15 protein-coding genes and 2 pseudogenes are annotated in these 17,657 nt (G+C 64.7%); 8 read left to right on the top strand and 9 right to left on the bottom strand.

Going from position 1 to position 17,657, the window contains the following annotated elements; translation table 11 throughout:
- Positions 1 to 159 precede the first annotated feature (159 nt).
- From OKW39_RS15290 to OKW39_RS15280, 3 genes are read left to right on the top strand one after another with little or no spacing between them, the layout of a single operon-like run.
- Positions 160 to 606, top strand: coding sequence for a nuclear transport factor 2 family protein (locus tag OKW39_RS15290; RefSeq protein WP_018421709.1), 447 nt, complete (start codon positions 160 to 162; stop codon positions 604 to 606).
- 52 nt (positions 607 to 658) lie between these two features.
- The gene (locus OKW39_RS15285; RefSeq protein ID WP_429335280.1) at positions 659 to 1,711 is read left to right on the top strand and encodes a hydrolase; all 1,053 of its coding nucleotides are present in this window, start codon (positions 659 to 661) and stop codon (positions 1,709 to 1,711) included.
- Positions 1,704 to 2,279 carry a DUF2946 family protein gene (locus OKW39_RS15280; protein WP_429335281.1) on the top strand — a complete coding sequence of 192 codons (576 nt, stop codon included), beginning with the start codon at positions 1,704 to 1,706 and terminating at the stop codon, positions 2,277 to 2,279. Before OKW39_RS15285 ends, OKW39_RS15280 begins: the two co-directional genes overlap by 8 nt.
- A 30-nt stretch (positions 2,280 to 2,309) precedes the next feature.
- Here OKW39_RS15280 and OKW39_RS15275 read toward each other — a convergent pair.
- A pseudogene (locus tag OKW39_RS15275) lies at positions 2,310 to 2,696 on the bottom strand (M48 family peptidase); the annotation flags it as partial.
- Between the two features lie 373 nt (positions 2,697 to 3,069).
- On the opposite strand from OKW39_RS15275, the gene moaC reads away from it, so the two are divergent.
- Positions 3,070 to 3,549, top strand: a complete 480-nt coding sequence (gene moaC, locus OKW39_RS15270; protein ID WP_018421713.1) for a cyclic pyranopterin monophosphate synthase MoaC — start codon at positions 3,070 to 3,072, stop codon at positions 3,547 to 3,549.
- Between the two features lie 31 nt (positions 3,550 to 3,580).
- On the top strand, positions 3,581 to 3,931 hold the full coding sequence (locus tag OKW39_RS15265) for a nucleotide pyrophosphohydrolase (protein ID WP_184051401.1): 351 nt from the start codon (positions 3,581 to 3,583) through the stop codon (positions 3,929 to 3,931).
- Between the two features lie 53 nt (positions 3,932 to 3,984).
- Here the strand turns inward: OKW39_RS15265 and OKW39_RS15260 are convergent, their stop codons facing one another.
- The 8 genes from OKW39_RS15260 to recA form a co-directional block, all read right to left on the bottom strand.
- On the bottom strand, positions 3,985 to 5,769 hold the full coding sequence (locus tag OKW39_RS15260; RefSeq protein ID WP_429562960.1) for a PglL family O-oligosaccharyltransferase: 1,785 nt from the start codon (positions 5,767 to 5,769) through the stop codon (positions 3,985 to 3,987).
- A 162-nt stretch (positions 5,770 to 5,931) separates the two neighbouring features.
- Positions 5,932 to 6,555 carry a pilin gene (locus OKW39_RS15255; RefSeq protein ID WP_429562959.1) on the bottom strand — a complete coding sequence of 208 codons (624 nt, stop codon included), beginning with the start codon at positions 6,553 to 6,555 and terminating at the stop codon, positions 5,932 to 5,934.
- Positions 6,556 to 6,712: 157 nt separating this feature from the next.
- Positions 6,713 to 7,417, bottom strand: a complete 705-nt coding sequence (locus OKW39_RS15250; RefSeq protein WP_429363795.1) for a TerC family protein — start codon at positions 7,415 to 7,417, stop codon at positions 6,713 to 6,715.
- A gap of 841 nt (positions 7,418 to 8,258) precedes the next feature.
- Entirely contained in the window at positions 8,259 to 9,140 is an 882-nt protein-coding gene (sucD, locus tag OKW39_RS15245; protein ID WP_013090441.1) for a succinate--CoA ligase subunit alpha, read from the bottom strand.
- Positions 9,141 to 9,270: 130 nt separating this feature from the next.
- The gene (gene sucC / locus OKW39_RS15240) at positions 9,271 to 10,440 is read right to left on the bottom strand and encodes an ADP-forming succinate--CoA ligase subunit beta (RefSeq protein ID WP_013090442.1); all 1,170 of its coding nucleotides are present in this window, start codon (positions 10,438 to 10,440) and stop codon (positions 9,271 to 9,273) included.
- A 55-nt stretch (positions 10,441 to 10,495) separates the two neighbouring features.
- Complete coding sequence (locus tag OKW39_RS15235) at positions 10,496 to 11,170, bottom strand: DUF2889 domain-containing protein (RefSeq protein WP_429293887.1); 675 nt, start codon at positions 11,168 to 11,170, stop codon at positions 10,496 to 10,498.
- Between the two features lie 131 nt (positions 11,171 to 11,301).
- A complete protein-coding gene (recX, locus tag OKW39_RS15230) occupies positions 11,302 to 12,060 on the bottom strand; it encodes a recombination regulator RecX (RefSeq protein WP_429562958.1) in 759 nt (252 codons plus the stop codon).
- A gap of 7 nt (positions 12,061 to 12,067) precedes the next feature.
- On the bottom strand, positions 12,068 to 13,144 hold the full coding sequence (gene recA / locus OKW39_RS15225; protein ID WP_018421721.1) for a recombinase RecA: 1,077 nt from the start codon (positions 13,142 to 13,144) through the stop codon (positions 12,068 to 12,070).
- 255 nt (positions 13,145 to 13,399) lie between these two features.
- On the opposite strand from recA, the gene OKW39_RS15220 reads away from it, so the two are divergent.
- From OKW39_RS15220 to OKW39_RS15210, 3 genes and pseudogenes are all read left to right on the top strand, one after another.
- Positions 13,400 to 14,188 (top strand): response regulator transcription factor, encoded by a 789-nt coding sequence (locus OKW39_RS15220; RefSeq protein ID WP_184022986.1) that lies wholly within the window; start codon positions 13,400 to 13,402, stop codon positions 14,186 to 14,188.
- A gap of 9 nt (positions 14,189 to 14,197) precedes the next feature.
- A pseudogene (locus OKW39_RS15215) lies at positions 14,198 to 15,759 on the top strand (sensor histidine kinase N-terminal domain-containing protein).
- Between the two features lie 207 nt (positions 15,760 to 15,966).
- Positions 15,967 to 17,625, top strand: coding sequence for an MFS transporter (locus tag OKW39_RS15210; protein ID WP_429562957.1), 1,659 nt, complete (start codon positions 15,967 to 15,969; stop codon positions 17,623 to 17,625).
- Positions 17,626 to 17,657: the final 32 nt, after the last annotated feature.

Raw genomic sequence — 17,657 nt, 5'->3', positions numbered from 1 at the left:
TGGTACTTGCACGCAACACCGCACGCCCCGAGCGCGTCGCGTCATGTTCGCGCCTTGCGGCACGGGCAAGCTGACGCCGGGGGCGATGGTCCGGCGCTCTGGACCGTCCCGCTACCGCAGACCCGCAACCGCGCGCCGCGCACAAGAGACTGACAAGCCATGCCACGTTTTGCCCATATCTTCGAAGCCGCCGCCGATACCCTGAACGCCTACTATCAGGCCGTCGCCGAGGTCAATATCGACAGCTTGATGGGCTTGTGGATCGACGAGGAGTTCGTCAGCTGCATCTGCGCGGACGGCTCGCATCTGCACGGCCTCGAGAGCATCCGCAATGGCTTGCAGGTCCAGCTCGAAGCGCTGCCGGTGTCGATCGAGCCGCTCGACATCCGCGTCTACGACAGCCTCGGCACCGTCGTCTATGCGATTGCCGAAGCACATCGTCCGGCCGACCCGACCGCCACGCCCGCGATGGTTTTCACCACCTACGTGATGGTCCATGAACGCGGCGAATGGCGCATTGCGCATATTCACGCAAGCCCGATGCCGAACGAGACCGCCAGCCAGTTCGCAACGAAGATGCGGCATGGCCAGGGCCCGCTGCACTGACGCGCGGCACCACGACAGATTCAGAATCACGTTTTCTCGCTCTTCCGCCGGTATGAGTTCGACGCCACATAAACCCGCTTCCTCCGGTACGGCCCCCGCCAAGGTGGCGGCCGCCGTCGAGGCGACCGTCGAGCTGCTGTACCGCGCGCCGCTCTGGCTGCCGAACCGGCATGTGCAGACGATCGTCCCGTCGCTGTTCGCGCGCCGCCCCGCAGTATCGTTTCGCCGTGAGCGCTGGGACACCCCGGACGGCGATTTCATCGATCTCGACTGGGTCGCGCACGATACTCCGCCCACCGACGCCGCGCCGCTCTTCGTGCTGTTTCACGGCCTGGAAGGCAGCTCGTCGTCGCACTACGCGGTCGCGCTGATGGCCGCCGCGCGCGAATACGGCTGGCACGGCGTGGTGCCGCACTTTCGCAGTTGCAGCGGCCCGCTGAACCGGCTGCCGCGCTTCTACCATCTCGCCGACAGCAACGAGGTCGACTGGATCCTGCGCCGCCTGCGCGCCGCGCATCGCGGGCCGGTGGTCGCGGCGGGCGTGTCGCTCGGCGGCAACGTGCTGCTGCGCTGGCTCGGTGAGCGGCAGGCCGATGCGGCGCGGGTGGTAGCCGCCGCTGCCGCGATTTCGACACCGATCGACGTCCATGCGGGCGGCCGTGCGCTGTCGCAGGGCTTCGGCCTCGTCTACACGCGCAGCTTCCTGAAGACGCTGAAGCACAAGGCCAACCAGAAGCTCGAGCAGTTCCCGGGCCTGTTCGATCGCGACGCGATGCTCGCGAGCCGCACGATGTACGAGTTCGACAACGTCGTGACCGCGCCGCTGCACGGCTTTCGCGATACCGACGACTACTGGAGCACCGCAACCACCCGCCCGCTGCTGCCGCACATTCAGGTGCCGACGCTCGTGCTCAACGCGCGCAACGACCCGTTCCTGCCGGCCGAAGCGCTGCCGTCGCGGCACGAGGTGTCGGCGGCGGTCGAGCTTTATCAGCCTGAGCACGGCGGCCACGCGGGCTTCATGACCGGGCCGTTCCCGGGCCGCATCGACTGGCTGTCGCGGCGCGTGTTCGGCTATCTGGAGCGACACGTCGATCATGGATGACATCGTCAAACAGGCGCTCGCCAAATGGCCGAACGTGCCGAGCTGCACCGGCTGGCTGATGCTCGACCGGCGCGGCAACTGGCGCATGCGCGACGAAGCGGCCCAGGCGAGCGGCACGCCCGGCGTGCCGATCCGGCATGAGGCGCTGCTTGGCTTCATCAACCGGAACTATGAGGCCGATGAGCGCGGACAGTGGTTTTTTCAGAACGGACCACAGCGCGTGTATGTCGAGCTGGCTTATACGCCGTGGGTGGTCAGATTGTCCGCGCACGCGGATGGAACGCTGGCGCTGCACGACCAGGGCGGCGGCGCGTTCGAGCCGGCGGCGGTGTTCGCGGATGAAGACGGCGGCATTCTGTTTGCCGATCGCTCGCAGCCAGCACGTATCGCGGTGCTGCACGACCACGACCTCGAGATCTTCTCCGATCACGCGACGCTCGCCGACGATGGCTCATTGAGCGGTGCGTTCCACTGGAATGTTCAGCGCACCTTGCCGCTGCAAAGCGTGCGACGCGATCAGGTGGCCGCCCGCTTTGGCTTCGTTGCGAGCCCGGCGGCGCAGGTCTGACGCGCGCAGTGGCGCGCGTTCACGTCCACCCTACCCTTTCTCGTCGAGCCGCTCCTCCTTGTAGCGGCTCTCCATCTCGTGCAGGCGCGCGTCGACGGTCGCGAGGTCGTAATAGCCGATCGTCTTCAGGTCGCGCGCGTCCTTCAGCTGCCGGATCGCCGATGGCCACGCGCCCTCCAGCGCGAACTTCTCCGCCATCGCGCGATGCTGCGTCAATGCATCGCCACTGCCCGCGCTCGCCTGCGCGAGATAGAGCCACCACGCGGGTTGATCGGGATGCGCCCGGGTCTCCTGCTTCGCGAGCGCCTGCGCGTCGGTGAAGCGATGCAGCGTCAACAGCGTGCGGATATGCATGTCGATCGCCGCGTTCGATTGCGGCCAGCGCTTCTGCGCGAGCTCGGCGAGACGCGCGGCTTCCAGTGCGACCGCTACCGCCGCCATTGGAAAAGCGGCTCTGCGCGCCGCCGTAGGTGCCGAACACGCCGCGCGCGATGTCGGGCGGCAGGATCGGATCGGCATGCGCGTCGCTCGGGCCGCTCACGAGCGGCGCCTCGGACGATGCGCGACGGATAGCGACGCAGCGAGGAATCGTTTTCGATGCAATGCGAAGCCGGTCTGACGAAGTCGAAAAACGCCGCCCGTGGCCCGGACTAAGATAATGGGCAGGGGCGTCGCAGGACGCGTACGAGGCAAAACTCAGAGCACGACACAGCGCAAATGTAATCAGTCGCCGCGACGATTCGAGGCCGCGCCGCACTGCTATGATAGGCGCCCTCTGAAGGAGTCAACCATGCCTGAACTCACTCATTTCGATGCGGCCGGTGACGCGCATATGGTGGACGTCGGCGGCAAGCAGGAGACCAGGCGCATCGCGATCGCGCGTGGCTCGATCCGCATGCTGCCCGACACGTTCGCGCTGATCCGCGACGGCAACGCCAAAAAGGGGGACGTGATCGGCATCGCGCGGATCGCGGCGATCCAGGCCTCGAAGCGCACCGCCGATCTGATTCCGCTCTGTCATCCGCTCGCGCTGACACGCGTGAAGGCCGATTTCGAACTCGACGAGCAGATGCCCGGCGTGCATTGCACGGTCCAGGTCGAGACGTTTGGACGCACGGGCGTCGAAATGGAGGCGCTTACCGCCGTGCAGATCGGGCTGCTGACCGTGTACGACATGTGCAAGGCGGTGGATCGCGGGATGACCATCACCGATGTGAAGGTGATGGAAAAGCATGGCGGGAAATCGGGGGATTGGGTGGCGCAAGCTTGACGTGCGGTTCGACAACTATCCGGATAGCAACATGACCATCGACGAACTGCTCGAGCAGCTACTGGCGTTTCGCGACGCGCGCGACTGGCGGCAGTTTCACACGCTGCGCAACCTGATCGTCTCCACCGGCATCGAAGCCGGTGAGCTGTTGGAGACGATTCAGTGGAAGACCGATGCGCAGATCGACGCGCTGCTTGGCGATCCCGCGCAATCGACGAACCTCAGGCACGAGTGCGCCGACGTGTTCATGTATCTGCTGCTGGTCGCCCATACCGCCGGCTTCGATCTCGTCGACGCGGCAGCGGAAAAACTGAAGCTGAACGAAGCGCGCTACCCCGTCGACAAGGCGAAAGGCACGGCCGCGAAGTATTCCGAGCTTTGAACTTTGAAGGGAGGAAGCCGCGGCGCCAGCACGCCTAAGCTTCCGCGGTCCGATCAATCGTCGTCGCTGTCGTCATCCGGCGTCGCATCGGCCGCCGGTGTGCCGTAGCGCTTCACCAACTGCTGCTTGAAGCCCGCGAGCGACTTCTGCTCGTCGACGAGCTGGTAGAGATAACCGAGCTGCGCCGGCCAGTCTTTCAATTCCTCGGCGAAGATCCGCAAGCGCTCGACCGTATCGAGCGCCGCCGCGGTATCGCCGCTCAGCGCCTGCAGCACCGCGTAGCGACGCAGCACCGTCTCGCCCGGCAACAGCGCGATCGCCTGCTTGTGCATCGCGAGCTTGCGCTGCAGGTTCAGCGGATTCATCGGCTGCAGCGTCGCAAGACCGTATTCGCCCCACGCGCCGAACAGGAACGACGGATCGGCGCTGTACTGCTCGGCCGGACGCGCGCCGTAGTAGAGCACCTCGGCGCGCGCATAGTCGCGATACACCGGATACAGCGCGGCGAGTCCGCCGAACACCACCACCGCGAACGCACCGAGCGACAGATTCGCCGGCACCGCGCGCAACGGCCGCGTTTCGAGCAGGCCGAACACGAACATCGCGAGCAACAGGAAGAACATGTACTGCTGCGGATACTCGACGAGCGCATGCATCGTCAGCACGCCGATCAGCGCGATGCCGAACACGCGCGCGGCGCTTTGCGGCGCACGCACGACGCGCACGAGCCACGCGACGAGACCCACGAGCACGATCGCGAGACCGATCAGACCGGTTTTCGCGAGCAGGTCGACGAAAATGTCGTGCGAGTTGTTGGCGATTTCGACGCCGCCCAGCTGCTTGACAAGCTCGAACTGATGGCTCGGAAATTCGCCCCAGCCGACGCCGAGCAGCGGATGCTGCTTGAACATCGTCCAGCCGTATTTCAACAGCGCGAGGCGCGGCGCGATCTGGCCGGCATCCTGGAAGCGCTCGGCCGCCGACTGCCCGAGTTCGAGGTGATAGCGCACGTTGGCCCAGCGGATCAGCGCATTGACCACGAAAAACAGCACCGCGAGCGCGATCGGCACCAGCCATTCACGGTTGCTACGGCGCAATTGCGCTTCGTTGCGAGTCTGCGCGAAGGCCATCCAGAAGCCGGCCACGACGATCACGCCCATCTGCAGCCATGGACCCCGCGACACGGTCAGCGCGAGGCCGACCGAGAAAATCGTCGACACGAGCAGCCAGATGGGCACCGCGATGCGTCGCGTCTGCACGAGGTACAGTGCGCCCGCCATCGCGAACGCGATATACGTCGCGAGGTGGTTCGCCTGCGCCATGTTGCCGAACGGCCGGCGCTCGACGGTTATGTTGTACGCGACGACGAGCGGAGCCACGCGCGCCTCGAGGTGAAACAGCTGGATCACCTGACTGAACACTGCGAACAGACCGCCGACGATCAACGCCCCCGCCGCCCAGCGCAACGCGGTCTCGTCGAGCTTCACGCGCGTGAAGCCGTAGCCCACATGCACGGCCATCCACGCAGCGAGCAGGAAGCCCGCGCCGAGCCAGTTCATCGATGGCTCCGCGACCGGCAGCACCAGCGTCTGCACGACCAGCACGAGGCCGAACAGCAAGGGTACGAGCGCGACCGTGGGCGACGCGAAGCTCACGCGCGGCCGGGTGGTCGCGACCAGCAGCACGACGGCCGCCCCGGTCAGCAGAAACAGCGCGAGCGAGGTGAATTCGGCGTAGAAGGTTGGGATCGGATACGTATGGTTGGCAACCGCGTAGGGCAGGATCAACGCAAGAGCCAGCAGTACGAGAGATAGGTAGCGTGCGAAAGGGGTGGGCATCGAATCAACGGTGGGCGTCAGCAACCGGCGCACTATACAAAAATTTCGTTGCACTGTGCGCCGGTCCGGCCGAAATAGGCTGAAAATCAGCCTTTTACGTTGTGGCTTCGACTCATCCAGTCAGCGCTCGGCTGCTGTCTCGTTCACTCACTCATTTGCCCCTTATGAACGGCATTCGGGCGGCGCCAGATTCGCGGCGAGCGTCGGCGCTTCGCCTGGCATCGGCCCCGAACCCGGCGCCGGCAACGACGACGCGCTCTTGCCGCTCGCAAAGCATTCCCACGTCAGCGCGCCGGTCTGCACCGCGTCCTTGCTCAACGCGACGCGCGCGCTCGGCGCATCGACGTTGTCCGGGACCGACGGCACCAGCGTCATGGTGTTTGCGCCGGCCTGCGCGACACGCGTCGAGTACGTGATCGTGATCTGACCAGTGTCGTCGTCGATCTGGATGGACTCGACGTTGCGCGTGGCGGGCGGCGACGCATAACCGCCGCTGAACGCGTTGCCGCTCGCGGCGTTTTCGGCCACCGCGAGCCGCGCCGACGCCGCGAGCGACAAGCCCTCGCCGACCCGGCTGCGCGCCAGATAGTCCTGATACGCGGGAATCGCGTAGGCCGCGATCACGCCGACGATCGCGAGCACGATCATCAACTCGATCAGCGTGAAGCCGACGCCGCAGCGGCGGCAGATGCGCGCGAACCAGCTCGCGCGCCAGCGTGCGCGGCGCGACCTACGCGGGGATTGCGTCGATTGAGAGTAAGGGGAATATGGCAGGGTAACGATCATCGGCAGACTCCTGATACGAGAAACGCCTGGCCCGTGGATCGGGAACAGGCGTTTCAATCGTAGCGAGCGAAGCTCGCGCGTCACAGTCAGCCGGATGGCCAGGCTTGCATTCGGACGGCATCACGAATCAGGCAGCGATGCACCGTCAACGCCATGCTCACACCGCCGCGCGTTTCGCGTTACGGCGCTTCAACAGATAGCCGACGATCACGACGAACAGCGCGCCCGCGATGCTCATCCCGTATTCGGCGACTGGCGTGTCGAGGATCGGCCAGCGGTCGCCGGCCGGGTCGTTGACCATCAGACCACCCGCGATCCAGCCGAGCAGGCCCGCGCCGAACAGTACGATGCCCGGAAAGCGATCGAGCAGCTTCAGAATCAGCTGGCTGCCCCACACGATCAGCGGAATGCTCACGATGAGGCCAAAGATCACCAAAGCCAACCGGTGCTCGTGCTCCGCGGCTTCGGCCGCGCCCGCGATCGCGATCACGTTGTCGACGCTCATCACCGCATCCGCGATGATGATCGTCTTCACCGCCGAGATCAGCTTGTCGGCCGGCTTCACGTTGTCGTGAGCGTCGTGCGCCGGCGCGAGCAGGCGCACGCCGATCCACAGCAGCAGCAAGCCGCCCGCGAACTTCAGGAACGGCACGTCGAGCAGCACGACCGCGAACGCGATCAGCACGACGCGCAGCGCGATCGCGCCGGCGGTCCCCCACACGATCCCACGCACGCGCTGCGACTGCGGCAGGTTGCGGCAGGCGAGCGCGATCACGACCGCGTTGTCGCCGCCGAGCAGAACGTCGATGACGATGATCTGAAAGACCGAGCCCCAATGGAGGGTCGTGAAGAATTCGAGCATGGAAAAAAGCATAAGAAAAAATCGACCGCGCGGGCAGAACCGCGGCGCAAGCGCGGAATCGGGTAGGAGGCGGGGTTGCCCCCGCCGTCCTCCCACAACACCGGACGTACGGATCACGTATCCGGCGTTTCCTGACGACTGGATTGCTCCAGCGAGCTTCGTTTCGTTCGTCGTGTCGCCTGTCGTTCAATGGACACCCCAACCTCTCTCAGGCTTCCGGCCGTCAAGTTTGATCGCAGGCTCCCGGCTGTGCCGAGACTTGTGCCCAAACGCTCAGAGAGCATGCGTGACTATCCACTCTCGTCAGGTTCGGCCCTTCACTGCTCCGGTTCCGAGCCGCTACTATGGCCTCTGCTGACTCCCGCCAGCCCATCCCGGCACCTTGCGATGCCAGTAGCACAAGGCAGACTGACGGGGCTCCCAGGGTAATGCGCGCGACCTTCCTGCTTATGCCTGTCGGATCTACGTCGTGGCGTTCCGTGCAAGTATTGGGCTTTACAGATCTTGGACTGCTCACCCCGCCACACCGCCTGATATCCGCTTCCTGTTCGTCAGGCCAGCATTTTGCCTGCGGCTTCCTTCAGATTCCGCCTTACGACGGACACCCTTGCCGTTCAGCTAGCACTTCCCCTTGCCGGGTGTGCAGAGGACTTTCACCCCCAAGTCATCCGGCTCGCCACCACAGCGGGTCGGACAGCGCCAGTCACGGCGCTACGCGCCATGCCTGGCGCACCAAAAAAAAGCGGGGGAGTCTGCACTCCCCCGCTTTTCGGGACCGCCCACTCACGAAAGGAGTTCGTAAGCGTATCAAAATCGCGCGCCAACGGCACGCGAATTCGATTTACAGCATCGCCTTCAGAAGACGCGCCATTTCCGACGGGTTCTTCGTGACCTTGATACCGCACGCGTCCATGATTTCCAGCTTCGCTTCGGCGGTGTCCGCACCGCCCGAGATCAGCGCGCCGGCGTGGCCCATGCGCTTGCCCGGAGGCGCCGTGACGCCAGCGATGAAGCCAACCACCGGCTTCTTCATGTTGTCCTTGATCCAGTGCGCGGCGTTCGCCTCGTCCGGACCGCCGATTTCGCCGATCATGATGACGGCGTCCGTATCCGGATCGTCGTTGAACATCTTCATCACGTCGATGTGCTTCAGACCGTTGATGGGGTCGCCGCCGATGCCGACTGCCGACGACTGGCCGAGGCCGATCGCGGTCAGCTGGCCGACTGCTTCATACGTCAGCGTGCCCGAACGCGACACGACGCCGATGCGGCCCTTGCGATGGATGTGACCCGGCATGATGCCGATCTTCAGCTCGTCCGGCGTGATCGTGCCCGGGCAGTTCGGTCCGAGCAGCAGCGTCTTGCGGTTTTCGCGACGCATACGGTCCTTGATCTCGATCATGTCGCGGACGGGAATGCCTTCCGTGATACAGATTGCGAGATCCAGGTCGGCTTCGACTGCTTCCCAGATTGCGGCGGCAGCGCCTGCCGGCGGAACGTAAATCACCGACACGGTCGCGCCCGTCTCAGCCTTGGCTTCAGCGACGCTCGCGTAGATGGGGATGCCTTCGAAATCTTCGCCGGCGCGCTTCGGGTTCACGCCCGCGACGTACGCTTCGCGGCCGTTTGCGTATTCACGGCAAGCACGCGTGTGGAACTGACCGGTCTTGCCGGTGATGCCCTGCGTGATGACCTTGGTGTCTTTGTTGATCAGAATCGACATGTATTGACCTCTGTTCGTTTGGCGTCGCGCGGTAGCGCCACTCGGCGCGATGCTTCACGCCTGTGTCGCTTGCGCGCCGCCACTCGTAAACCTGGCAAATGAGCTGGTAAATGCGCCGTGGACAGCTGGCTTACGCCTTGCCCGAAGCAGCCGCGACGACCTTCTGAGCCGCCTCTTCCATGCTGTCCGCCGAGATGATCGGCAGGCCGGATTCGGCGAGCATCTTCTTGCCCAGGTCTTCGTTCGTGCCCTTCATGCGGACCACGAGCGGCACCTTCAGCGACACGGCCTTCGAGGCCGCGATCACGCCTTCCGCGATCACGTCGCAGCGCATGATGCCACCGAAGATGTTGACCAGAATCGCGGTCAGGTTCGGGTTCTTCAGCATGATCTTGAACGCTTCGGTGACCTTCTCGGTCGTAGCTCCTCCGCCGACGTCGAGGAAGTTCGCCGGTTCGCCGCCGAACAGCTTGATGGTGTCCATCGTTGCCATTGCGAGGCCGGCGCCGTTCACCAGACAGCCGATGTTGCCGTCGAGCGAGATGTACGCGAGGTCGAACTTCGACGCTTCGATTTCAGCCGGATCTTCCTCGTCCAGATCGCGGTACGCGACGATTTCCGGGTGACGGAACAGCGCATTCGAGTCGAAGTTGAACTTCGCGTCGAGTGCGATGACCTTGCCGTCGCCGGTCAGGATCAGCGGGTTGATTTCGGCGAGCGATGCGTCGGTTTCCCAGAATGCCTTGTACAGGCCTTGCAGGATCGCGCGAGCTTGCGGGATCGAAGCGTCGGGCACGCCGATCTTCTTCGCGAGGTCGTCTGCTTCCGAGTCCTTCAGGCCGGTCGACGGATCGACGGCAACCTTGTGGATCAGCTCAGGCGTCTTTTCCGCGACTTCTTCGACGTCCATGCCGCCTTCGCTCGACGCCATCACGACGATCTTCTGCGAAACGCGATCGATCACGAGACCGACATACAGTTCCTTCTTGATGTCGGCGCCTTCTTCGATCAGCAGGCGGTTCACCTTCTGGCCTTCCGGACCGGTCTGGTGCGTGACGAGCTGCATGCCGAGGATCTGGTTCGAGTACTCGCGAACCTGTTCCAGCGACTTGGCGACCTTGACGCCGCCGCCCTTGCCACGGCCACCCGCGTGGATCTGAGCCTTCACGACCCACACCGGGCCGCCCAGCTCTTCCGCGGCCTTGACCGCATCATCCACCGAGAAGACCGGCTTGCCGCGCGGTACCGCGACGCCGAATTTCCGCAGGATTTCCTTACCCTGGTACTCGTGAATCTTCATGCGTGATTCCCTTCAGTCTGAGAGTTGGATAGAACTTCGATTCCGTTGCCGCCGTTCAGGCCGACGCGTCGCCGCTTCGTTCGCGGGCCGCCGCGCCGTCCGACGAGGCCGCGCGTTCCGCCGGACGCGGTGCATGACCATACCAGCGCGGATAAAACTGTTTCACCGCCTCGCCGTCGAAACGCAGCGCGTGGCAGCGTCCCAGCTGGAATGGCGGTTTGTCGTTGGAATGCTCGCCTGTGCCGTTGGACGATTCGTCTCCCGAACCCGCGTTCGCGCCCGGCGTGCCGTCATCGGTGTTCCATACGTCGCCGGCGAACGCCTGGATCGCGGCGGTCGGCAGGATCGCGCACAGCTCGGTGAGATGCGTGCAACCGGCCGTGCCGGCCAGCAAACGGGCAGCATCGCGACGGAAGTTGTGGAACAGATTGAGCCCGATGAGGGCACGGTAGGCGGGATTGCTGGCCTGGCACAACCCTGGATAGGGGACCCAGTCGGACGACGCCTCGGCGTTGACGACATTGAGCTTGCGATCGATGGTGATGCGAAGCCAGAGTTCATGGATCGGCTGACCATTGGGCCGGACACCCGACGCAAGCGCCACATCGCGTGGCTTTTCGTCGGTCAGGCACGCTTCCACATCCCACAGGCCATCGGCTCGCTCGTAAGCTTCCGCTCTGATTGCGCGACGATGGCGCAACTGACGGGACACTGGCGGGGAGAGCGACATGCGGGAAGGAAAGGCCGGATTGGGAAAACTTCTGGAGTTTAGCATAACGGGTATTTGGGACAGCCCCGATTGCGCACGGCCTGGCGCCAGGTTACGGCGCGGTAATTGCCCTACCCGTCGAGACTGGCGTGTTAGTCGCCGTCCCCGATCTCGTCGATACCCTTCAGGATCTTGCCGATCGTCGCGCCGGAGAAGCCGCGCGACGCGAGAAAGCGCGCCTGCTTCGCGCGCTCGGCCGGCGTTTGCGGCAACTGGCCGAACTTCTTGCGCCAGACCGCCTGGGCGCGCGCGAGTTCGGTTTCGCGCAATTGCGCGCTCGCCTCTTCGACGAGCGCCGGGTTGAGCGCGTGTTGCTTCAGTTCGCCGAGAATGCGGCTCGTGCCGAGCCGCGATGCGCGCCGATGGATCAGGCTTTCCGCGAAGCGCGAGTCGGATAGCCAGTTTTCGGCCTGCAGCGCGTCGAGCACCGTGTCGAGCGAATCGGTTTCCTCGACGTAAGGCTTCAGCTTGCGGGCGAGGTCGGCGCGGCTATATTCGCGGCGCGACAGATAGCCGAGCGCGCGCGCTTTCAACGAACGGGCGGGGCGTTGGGATTTTCTGCTGTCGTCTTTGTCGGACTGGCCCGGCTTCTCTTCGCCGGGTTGGCGACGCGAGCGGGTGTAGGTGACTTCGGAGGGGATTGGGGAATCGAGTCCGGAGGAATCCCGGCTGGACGACGCTGCAGCGGGTGCAGACCGCGTACGCTGCGGGCCGCGGCCCGCGGCGCGGTCATGTGCGTCGAACGGTTCGAACGGGTCGCCGGACTCAGGCGATCCGTCCGCCTCGTCGCGCGGGCCGTCCGGATAGCGTCCGGAGTCGAAACCGGACAGCGGCCGGCCTTTGCGTATCACTTGATGCTTACTCTTCTTCGCCCGCGACTTCAGCGTCCGCGCCGGTCACGGCGTTCGCCATCGCGGTGACGCCCAGCGATTCGCGGATACGGTTCTCGATTTCGCGAGCGATATCCGGATTTTCGCGCAGGAATTCACGCGCGTTGTCCTTGCCCTGACCGATCCGCTCGCCGCTGTAGCTGTACCATGCGCCAGCCTTGTCGACGATCTTCGCCTGCACGCCGAGGTCGATGATTTCGCCCTGACGCGAGATGCCCTCGCCGTACAGGATGTCGAAAATCGCTTCACGGAACGGCGGCGCCACCTTGTTCTTGACGACCTTCACGCGGGTTTCGTTGCCGATCACTTCGTCGTTCTTCTTGATCGAGCCGATGCGGCGAATGTCCAGACGCACCGACGCGTAGAACTTCAGCGCATTACCGCCCGTGGTGGTTTCCGGGTTGCCGAACATCACGCCGATCTTCATGCGGATCTGGTTGATGAAGATCACGAGGCAGTTCGTGCGCTTGATCGTGCCGGTCAGCTTGCGCAGCGCCTGCGACATCAGACGCGCCTGCAGACCCGGCAGCGAGTCGCCCATTTCGCCTTCGATTTCCGCCTTCGGCACCAGCGCCGCGACCGAGTCGATCACGATCATGTCGATCGAGCCCGAGCGCACCAGCGCGTCGGCGATTTCGAGCGCCTGTTCGCCGGTGTCCGGCTGCGAGACCAGCAGGTCGGCGACGTTCACGCCGAGCTTGCCCGCGTATTGAATGTCCAGCGCGTGTTCCGCGTCGATGAACGCCGCGGTGCCGCCGAGCTTCTGCATTTCGGCGACGACCTGCAGCGTCAGCGTGGTTTTACCGGACGATTCCGGACCGTAGATTTCGACCACGCGGCCGCGCGGCAAACCGCCTACGCCCAGTGCGATGTCGAGGCCGAGCGATCCGGTGGAGACCACCTGGATGTCTTCGACTGCCTCACCTGCGCCGAGCCGCATGACCGACCCTTTGCCGAACTGCTTTTCGATCTGCGCGAGCGCGGCGGCGAGAGCCTTGCTCTTTTCAGCAGTCAGTCCAGCCGAGCCTTTCTTGCTTTCTTCCATGAATCGTCCTTTGCTATGATGAACGGCGTCTGAGGCAGGTGTGCACCCGCGGTTCCACTCGAATTGAGCGGAGTCTCCAGGACATCACACGAAACGCAGACACTGTATAAAAAAACAGTAGTTTTGGCAAGCGCGATTGTGATGCGAACGCGCATCTTTTACTGTCGCATCGCCCCAACTACCCACAAAATGTTCGGAGACCGCTGCGCGCCGGGGCCCCCCCCCACGGTGCCGGCAAAGCCAGGCTGGCGCATCATGCGAATTCTGATTGCCGAAGACGACAGCATACTCGCGGATGGTCTGGTTCGATCACTCCGCCAATCGGCCTATGCGGTCGATCACGTGAAAAGCGGCGTAGAAGCCGATACCGCGTTGTCAATGCAGACGTTCGACCTATTGATCCTCGATCTGGGCCTGCCGCGCATGTCCGGGCTCGAGGTGCTGCGCCGCCTGCGCGCGCGCAATTCGAACCTGCCCGTGCTGATCCTGACCGCCGCCGATAGCGTCGACGAACGCGTCAAAGGCCTCGACCTCGGCGCCGACGATTACATGGCCAAGCCCTTCGCGCTGAACGAACTCGAAGCGCGCGTGCGCGCGCTGACACGGCGCGGCGCGGGCGGCGGCCCGACCGTCGTGCGGCATGGCTCGCTGTCGTTCGATCAGGTGGGCCGCATCGCCTACGTCAACGACCAGGCGATCGATCTGTCCGCGCGCGAACTCGGGCTGCTCGAAGTGCTGCTGCAACGGATCGGCCGGCTGGTCTCGAAAGAGCAGCTCGTCGACCATCTATGCGAATGGGGCGAGGAAGTCAGCAACAACGCGATCGAAGTCTACGTGCACCGGCTGCGCAAGAAGATCGAACCGAGCGGCGTGCGCATCATCACCGTGCGCGGGCTCGGCTACTGTCTCGAAAAAGCGGCGCCGCCGGCGAATGCGAGCGCGCCCGCCACCCCGGCCGGCTCCGAGCCGCAGACGGCACAAGCGGCACAATCGTCCACCGCGCCGTCGTCCACCGCGATGCCGGCGAGCCACCACTACAAATAGAGGCCAGCGATGTCCGCACGCGCTGATCGCGCCACGGCGCACGCTGCGGACCTCGACGAGGCGCGCGACGCGCGCTACGCCAATCCGTTCGCCGCGCCCGACGAAACCGAAGCCGCCGCCGAAGCGCGTCCGCGCTCGCTGTTCGGCGAAATTCTCGACTGGATGCTCGCGCCGCTGCTGCTGCTGTGGCCGATGAGCCTCGCGGTCACCTATCTGGTCGCGAAGTCGATCGCGAACGGGCCGTTCGACCGCGCGCTCGAAACCGATGCCTACGTCCTCGCGCGCCAGATCCATCCGGTCAACGGCGTCGCGGAGCTGTCGCTGCCCGAGTCGACGCGCGATTTCCTGCGTGCCGACAACGTCGACAGCGTGTTCTTTCAGGTGCTCGGCACGCGCGGCGAGCTCGTGGCCGGCGAGCGTGACATGCCACTGCCGCACGAGGAAGACCGCCCGCCACCGGGCCTCGTCGAATTCCGCGACGACGTGCTGCGCGGCAACGACATCCGCGTCGCCTACACGACCGTCGAGTTTCCGCAGACGCCGGGCGCGCGCAGGCCGTGCTCGTGCAGGTCGCCGAAACGCTCGACAAGCGCAGCCAGCTCGCCAACGACATCATCAAGGGCGTGATCCTGCCGCAGTTCGTGATCCTGCCGCTCGCGATCCTGCTCGTGTGGTTCGGGCTGTCGCGCGGGCTCGAGCCGCTGCATGCGCTGCAGGCGCATATCCGCGCGCGCCGGCCGGACGATCTGTCGCCGCTCGAAGCGCGCCGCGCGCCGCCGGAAATCGAGCCGCTCGTCACGTCGTTCAACGATCTGCTCACGCGCCTCGAACAGAACATGGAGCTACAGAAGCGCTTCATCGCCGACGCCGCGCATCAGATGAAAACGCCGCTGGCCGGCCTGCGCACCCAGGCCGAGCTCGCGCTGCGCCAGAACGCGTCGGCCGAGGTTCGTCGCTCGCTCGAACAGATCGCGACGAGCTCCGAGCAGGCCGCGCGGCTCGTCACGCAATTGCTCGCGCTGGCGCGCGCGGAAAACCGTCGGTCGGGGCAGATCTTCACGCCGCTCGAACTCGGCGAACTCGCGCGCAGCGCGGTGCGCGAATGGGTGCAGGCCGCGCTCGCGAAGCAGATGGACATCGGCTACGAAGCGCCCGACGAGCCGGTCGAAGTCGCCGGCAATCCGGTGATGCTGCGTGAAATGCTGTCGAACCTGATCGACAACGCGATCCGCTATACGCCGGCGGGCGGCCGCATCACCGTGCGCGTGCGGCACGACGCCCCCGCGCGGCTCGTGCACCTGGAAGTCGAGGACACCGGGCTCGGCATTCCGGCCAGCGAGCGCTCTCGTGTGGTCGAGCGCTTTTACCGGATTCTGGGCCGCGAGGGCGACGGCAGCGGCCTCGGCCTCGCGATCGTGCGCGAGATTGCGGCAATGCACGGCGGCGAGCTCGCCATCGACGACAACGTCTACCAGGAGTCACCGCGGCTCGCCGGCACACTGGTGCGCGTCAGCTTGCACGTGCTCGAACGGGGCGGGACTTACCCTAACGCGCCTCTATCGTCAGCGTGACGGTCAGCGTTTTTTGAGATATTTCAGCGTGGATTGCGGGAACATCCCAGCACATTGACGGAAATTGAACGCCTATTCGTCGGCTTACCGGACTACCCCCAGGTTCAGCGCCGAGTCAGAACGCCGTAAGTTTCCACTCCAATAATCGGTTGCACGGGAACGCCTGTGCCGGCGATCCGCGTGTATATCAATATTGGAGACGACAATATGGCTACCGTTGGCGGGCAAATCTCGCACGTGCCGATGACGCGCGATGAGAAGCGGGTGATCTTCGCATCGTCGCTGGGTACGGTTTTCGAGTGGTACGACTTTTATCTGGCCGGCTCGCTTGCGGCCTTCATCAGCAAGAGCTTCTTTTCCGGCGTCAATCCGACCGCGGCGTTCATCTTCACGCTGCTCAGCTTCGCGGCGGGCTTCGCGGTGCGGCCGTTCGGCGCGATCGTATTCGGGCGGCTCGGCGACATGGTCGGGCGCAAGTACACTTTCCTGATCACGATCATCATCATGGGCCTGTCGACGTTCCTCGTCGGCTTCCTGCCGGGCTACGCGGCGATCGGCATCGCTTCGCCGGTGCTCTTCATCGCGATGCGCCTGCTGCAGGGTCTCGCGCTCGGCGGCGAGTATGGCGGCGCCGCAACCTACGTGGCCGAACACGCGCCAGCGAACCGCCGCGGCTTCTACACCGCATGGATCCAGACCACCGCCACGCTCGGTCTGTTTCTGTCGCTGCTCGTGATTCTCGGCATTCGCACGTTCATGGGCGAAGACGCCTTCGGCGCCTGGGGCTGGCGCATTCCGTTCGTCGTGTCGATCCTGCTGCTCGCGGTGTCGGTGTGGATTCGCCTGCAACTGCATGAGTCGCCGGTGTTCGCGCGCATCAAGGCCGAGGGCAAGACCTCGAAGGCGCCGCTTTCCGAAGCGTTCGGCCAATGGAAGAACCTGAAGGTCGTGATTATCGCGCTGCTCGGCCTGACGGCCGGCCAGGCTGTCGTCTGGTACACGGGCCAGTTCTACACGCTGTTCTTCCTCACGCAGACGCTGAGGGTCGACGGTTCGAGCGCCAACATCATGATCGCGCTCGCGCTGCTGATCGGCACGCCGTTCTTCCTGTTCTTCGGCTCGCTGTCGGATCGCATCGGCCGCAAGCCGATCATCATGGCCGGCCTGCTGATCGCCGCACTCACCTACTTCCCGCTGTTCAAGGCGCTCACACACTACACGAACCCGGCGCTCGAAGCGGCAACCGCGAAGTCGCCGATCGTCGTGATCGCCGATCCGGCCGAGTGCTCGTTCCAGTTCAACCCGGTGGGCACGGCGAAGTTCACGAGCTCATGCGACATCGCGAAGGGCGCGCTGTCGCGAGCCGGCCTGAACTACGACAACGTCGCGGCGCCTGCCGGCACGATCGCGCAGATCCGCGTGGGCGATACGGTCGTCAACACGTTCGACGGCCGCGCCGGCGACGCGAAGGAGCAAGCCAAGACGTTCGAGAAGACGCTCGCCGCGACGCTGAAGGCCGCCGGCTACCCGCCGAAGGCCGATCCGGCTCAGATCAACTGGCCGATGAGCATCGTGATCCTGACGATCCTCGTGATCTACGTGACGATGGTCTACGGGCCGATCGCGGCGATGCTGGTCGAGATGTTCCCGACGCGCATCCGTTATACGTCGATGTCGCTGCCGTATCACGTCGGCAATGGCTGGTTCGGCGGCTTCCTGCCGGCCACCGCGTTCGCGATCGTCGCGGCGAAGGGCAACATCTACTCGGGGCTCTGGTATCCGATCGTCATCGCGGTGGTCACCTTCGTGATCGGCATGCTGTTCGTGCGCGAAACCAAGGACTCGGATATCTACGCGAAGGATTGAGTGGACCGACAGCCGGAGCTATCTGAAAAAGT

It is taken from the genome of Paraburkholderia sp. MM6662-R1 (assembly GCF_050436245.1).
GTDB classification, from domain to species: domain Bacteria; phylum Pseudomonadota; class Gammaproteobacteria; order Burkholderiales; family Burkholderiaceae; genus Paraburkholderia; species Paraburkholderia tuberum.
The sequence above is the reverse complement of the archived record's forward strand: the minus strand, read 5'-3'. Positions and strand labels throughout refer to the sequence as shown.

Bases quoted from the DNA above. Each gene is read 5' to 3' on its own strand.
- OKW39_RS15290 (WP_018421709.1), top strand. From the start codon at position 160: ATGCCACGTTTTGCCCATATCTTCGAAGCCGCCGCCGATACCCTGAAC.
- OKW39_RS15285 (WP_429335280.1), top strand. From the start codon at position 659: ATGAGTTCGACGCCACATAAACCCGCTTCCTCCGGTACGGCCCCCGCC.
- OKW39_RS15280 (WP_429335281.1), top strand. From the start codon at position 1,704: ATGGATGACATCGTCAAACAGGCGCTCGCCAAATGGCCGAACGTGCCG.
- moaC (WP_018421713.1), top strand. From the start codon at position 3,070: ATGCCTGAACTCACTCATTTCGATGCGGCCGGTGACGCGCATATGGTG.
- OKW39_RS15265 (WP_184051401.1), top strand. From the start codon at position 3,581: ATGACCATCGACGAACTGCTCGAGCAGCTACTGGCGTTTCGCGACGCG.
- OKW39_RS15260 (WP_429562960.1), bottom strand. From the start codon at position 5,769: ATGCCCACCCCTTTCGCACGCTACCTATCTCTCGTACTGCTGGCTCTT.
- OKW39_RS15255 (WP_429562959.1), bottom strand. From the start codon at position 6,555: ATGATCGTTACCCTGCCATATTCCCCTTACTCTCAATCGACGCAATCC.
- OKW39_RS15250 (WP_429363795.1), bottom strand. From the start codon at position 7,417: ATGCTCGAATTCTTCACGACCCTCCATTGGGGCTCGGTCTTTCAGATC.
- sucD (WP_013090441.1), bottom strand. From the start codon at position 9,140: ATGTCGATTCTGATCAACAAAGACACCAAGGTCATCACGCAGGGCATC.
- sucC (WP_013090442.1), bottom strand. From the start codon at position 10,440: ATGAAGATTCACGAGTACCAGGGTAAGGAAATCCTGCGGAAATTCGGC.
- OKW39_RS15235 (WP_429293887.1), bottom strand. From the start codon at position 11,170: ATGTCGCTCTCCCCGCCAGTGTCCCGTCAGTTGCGCCATCGTCGCGCA.
- recA (WP_018421721.1), bottom strand. From the start codon at position 13,144: ATGGAAGAAAGCAAGAAAGGCTCGGCTGGACTGACTGCTGAAAAGAGC.
- OKW39_RS15220 (WP_184022986.1), top strand. From the start codon at position 13,400: ATGCGAATTCTGATTGCCGAAGACGACAGCATACTCGCGGATGGTCTG.
- OKW39_RS15210 (WP_429562957.1), top strand. From the start codon at position 15,967: ATGGCTACCGTTGGCGGGCAAATCTCGCACGTGCCGATGACGCGCGAT.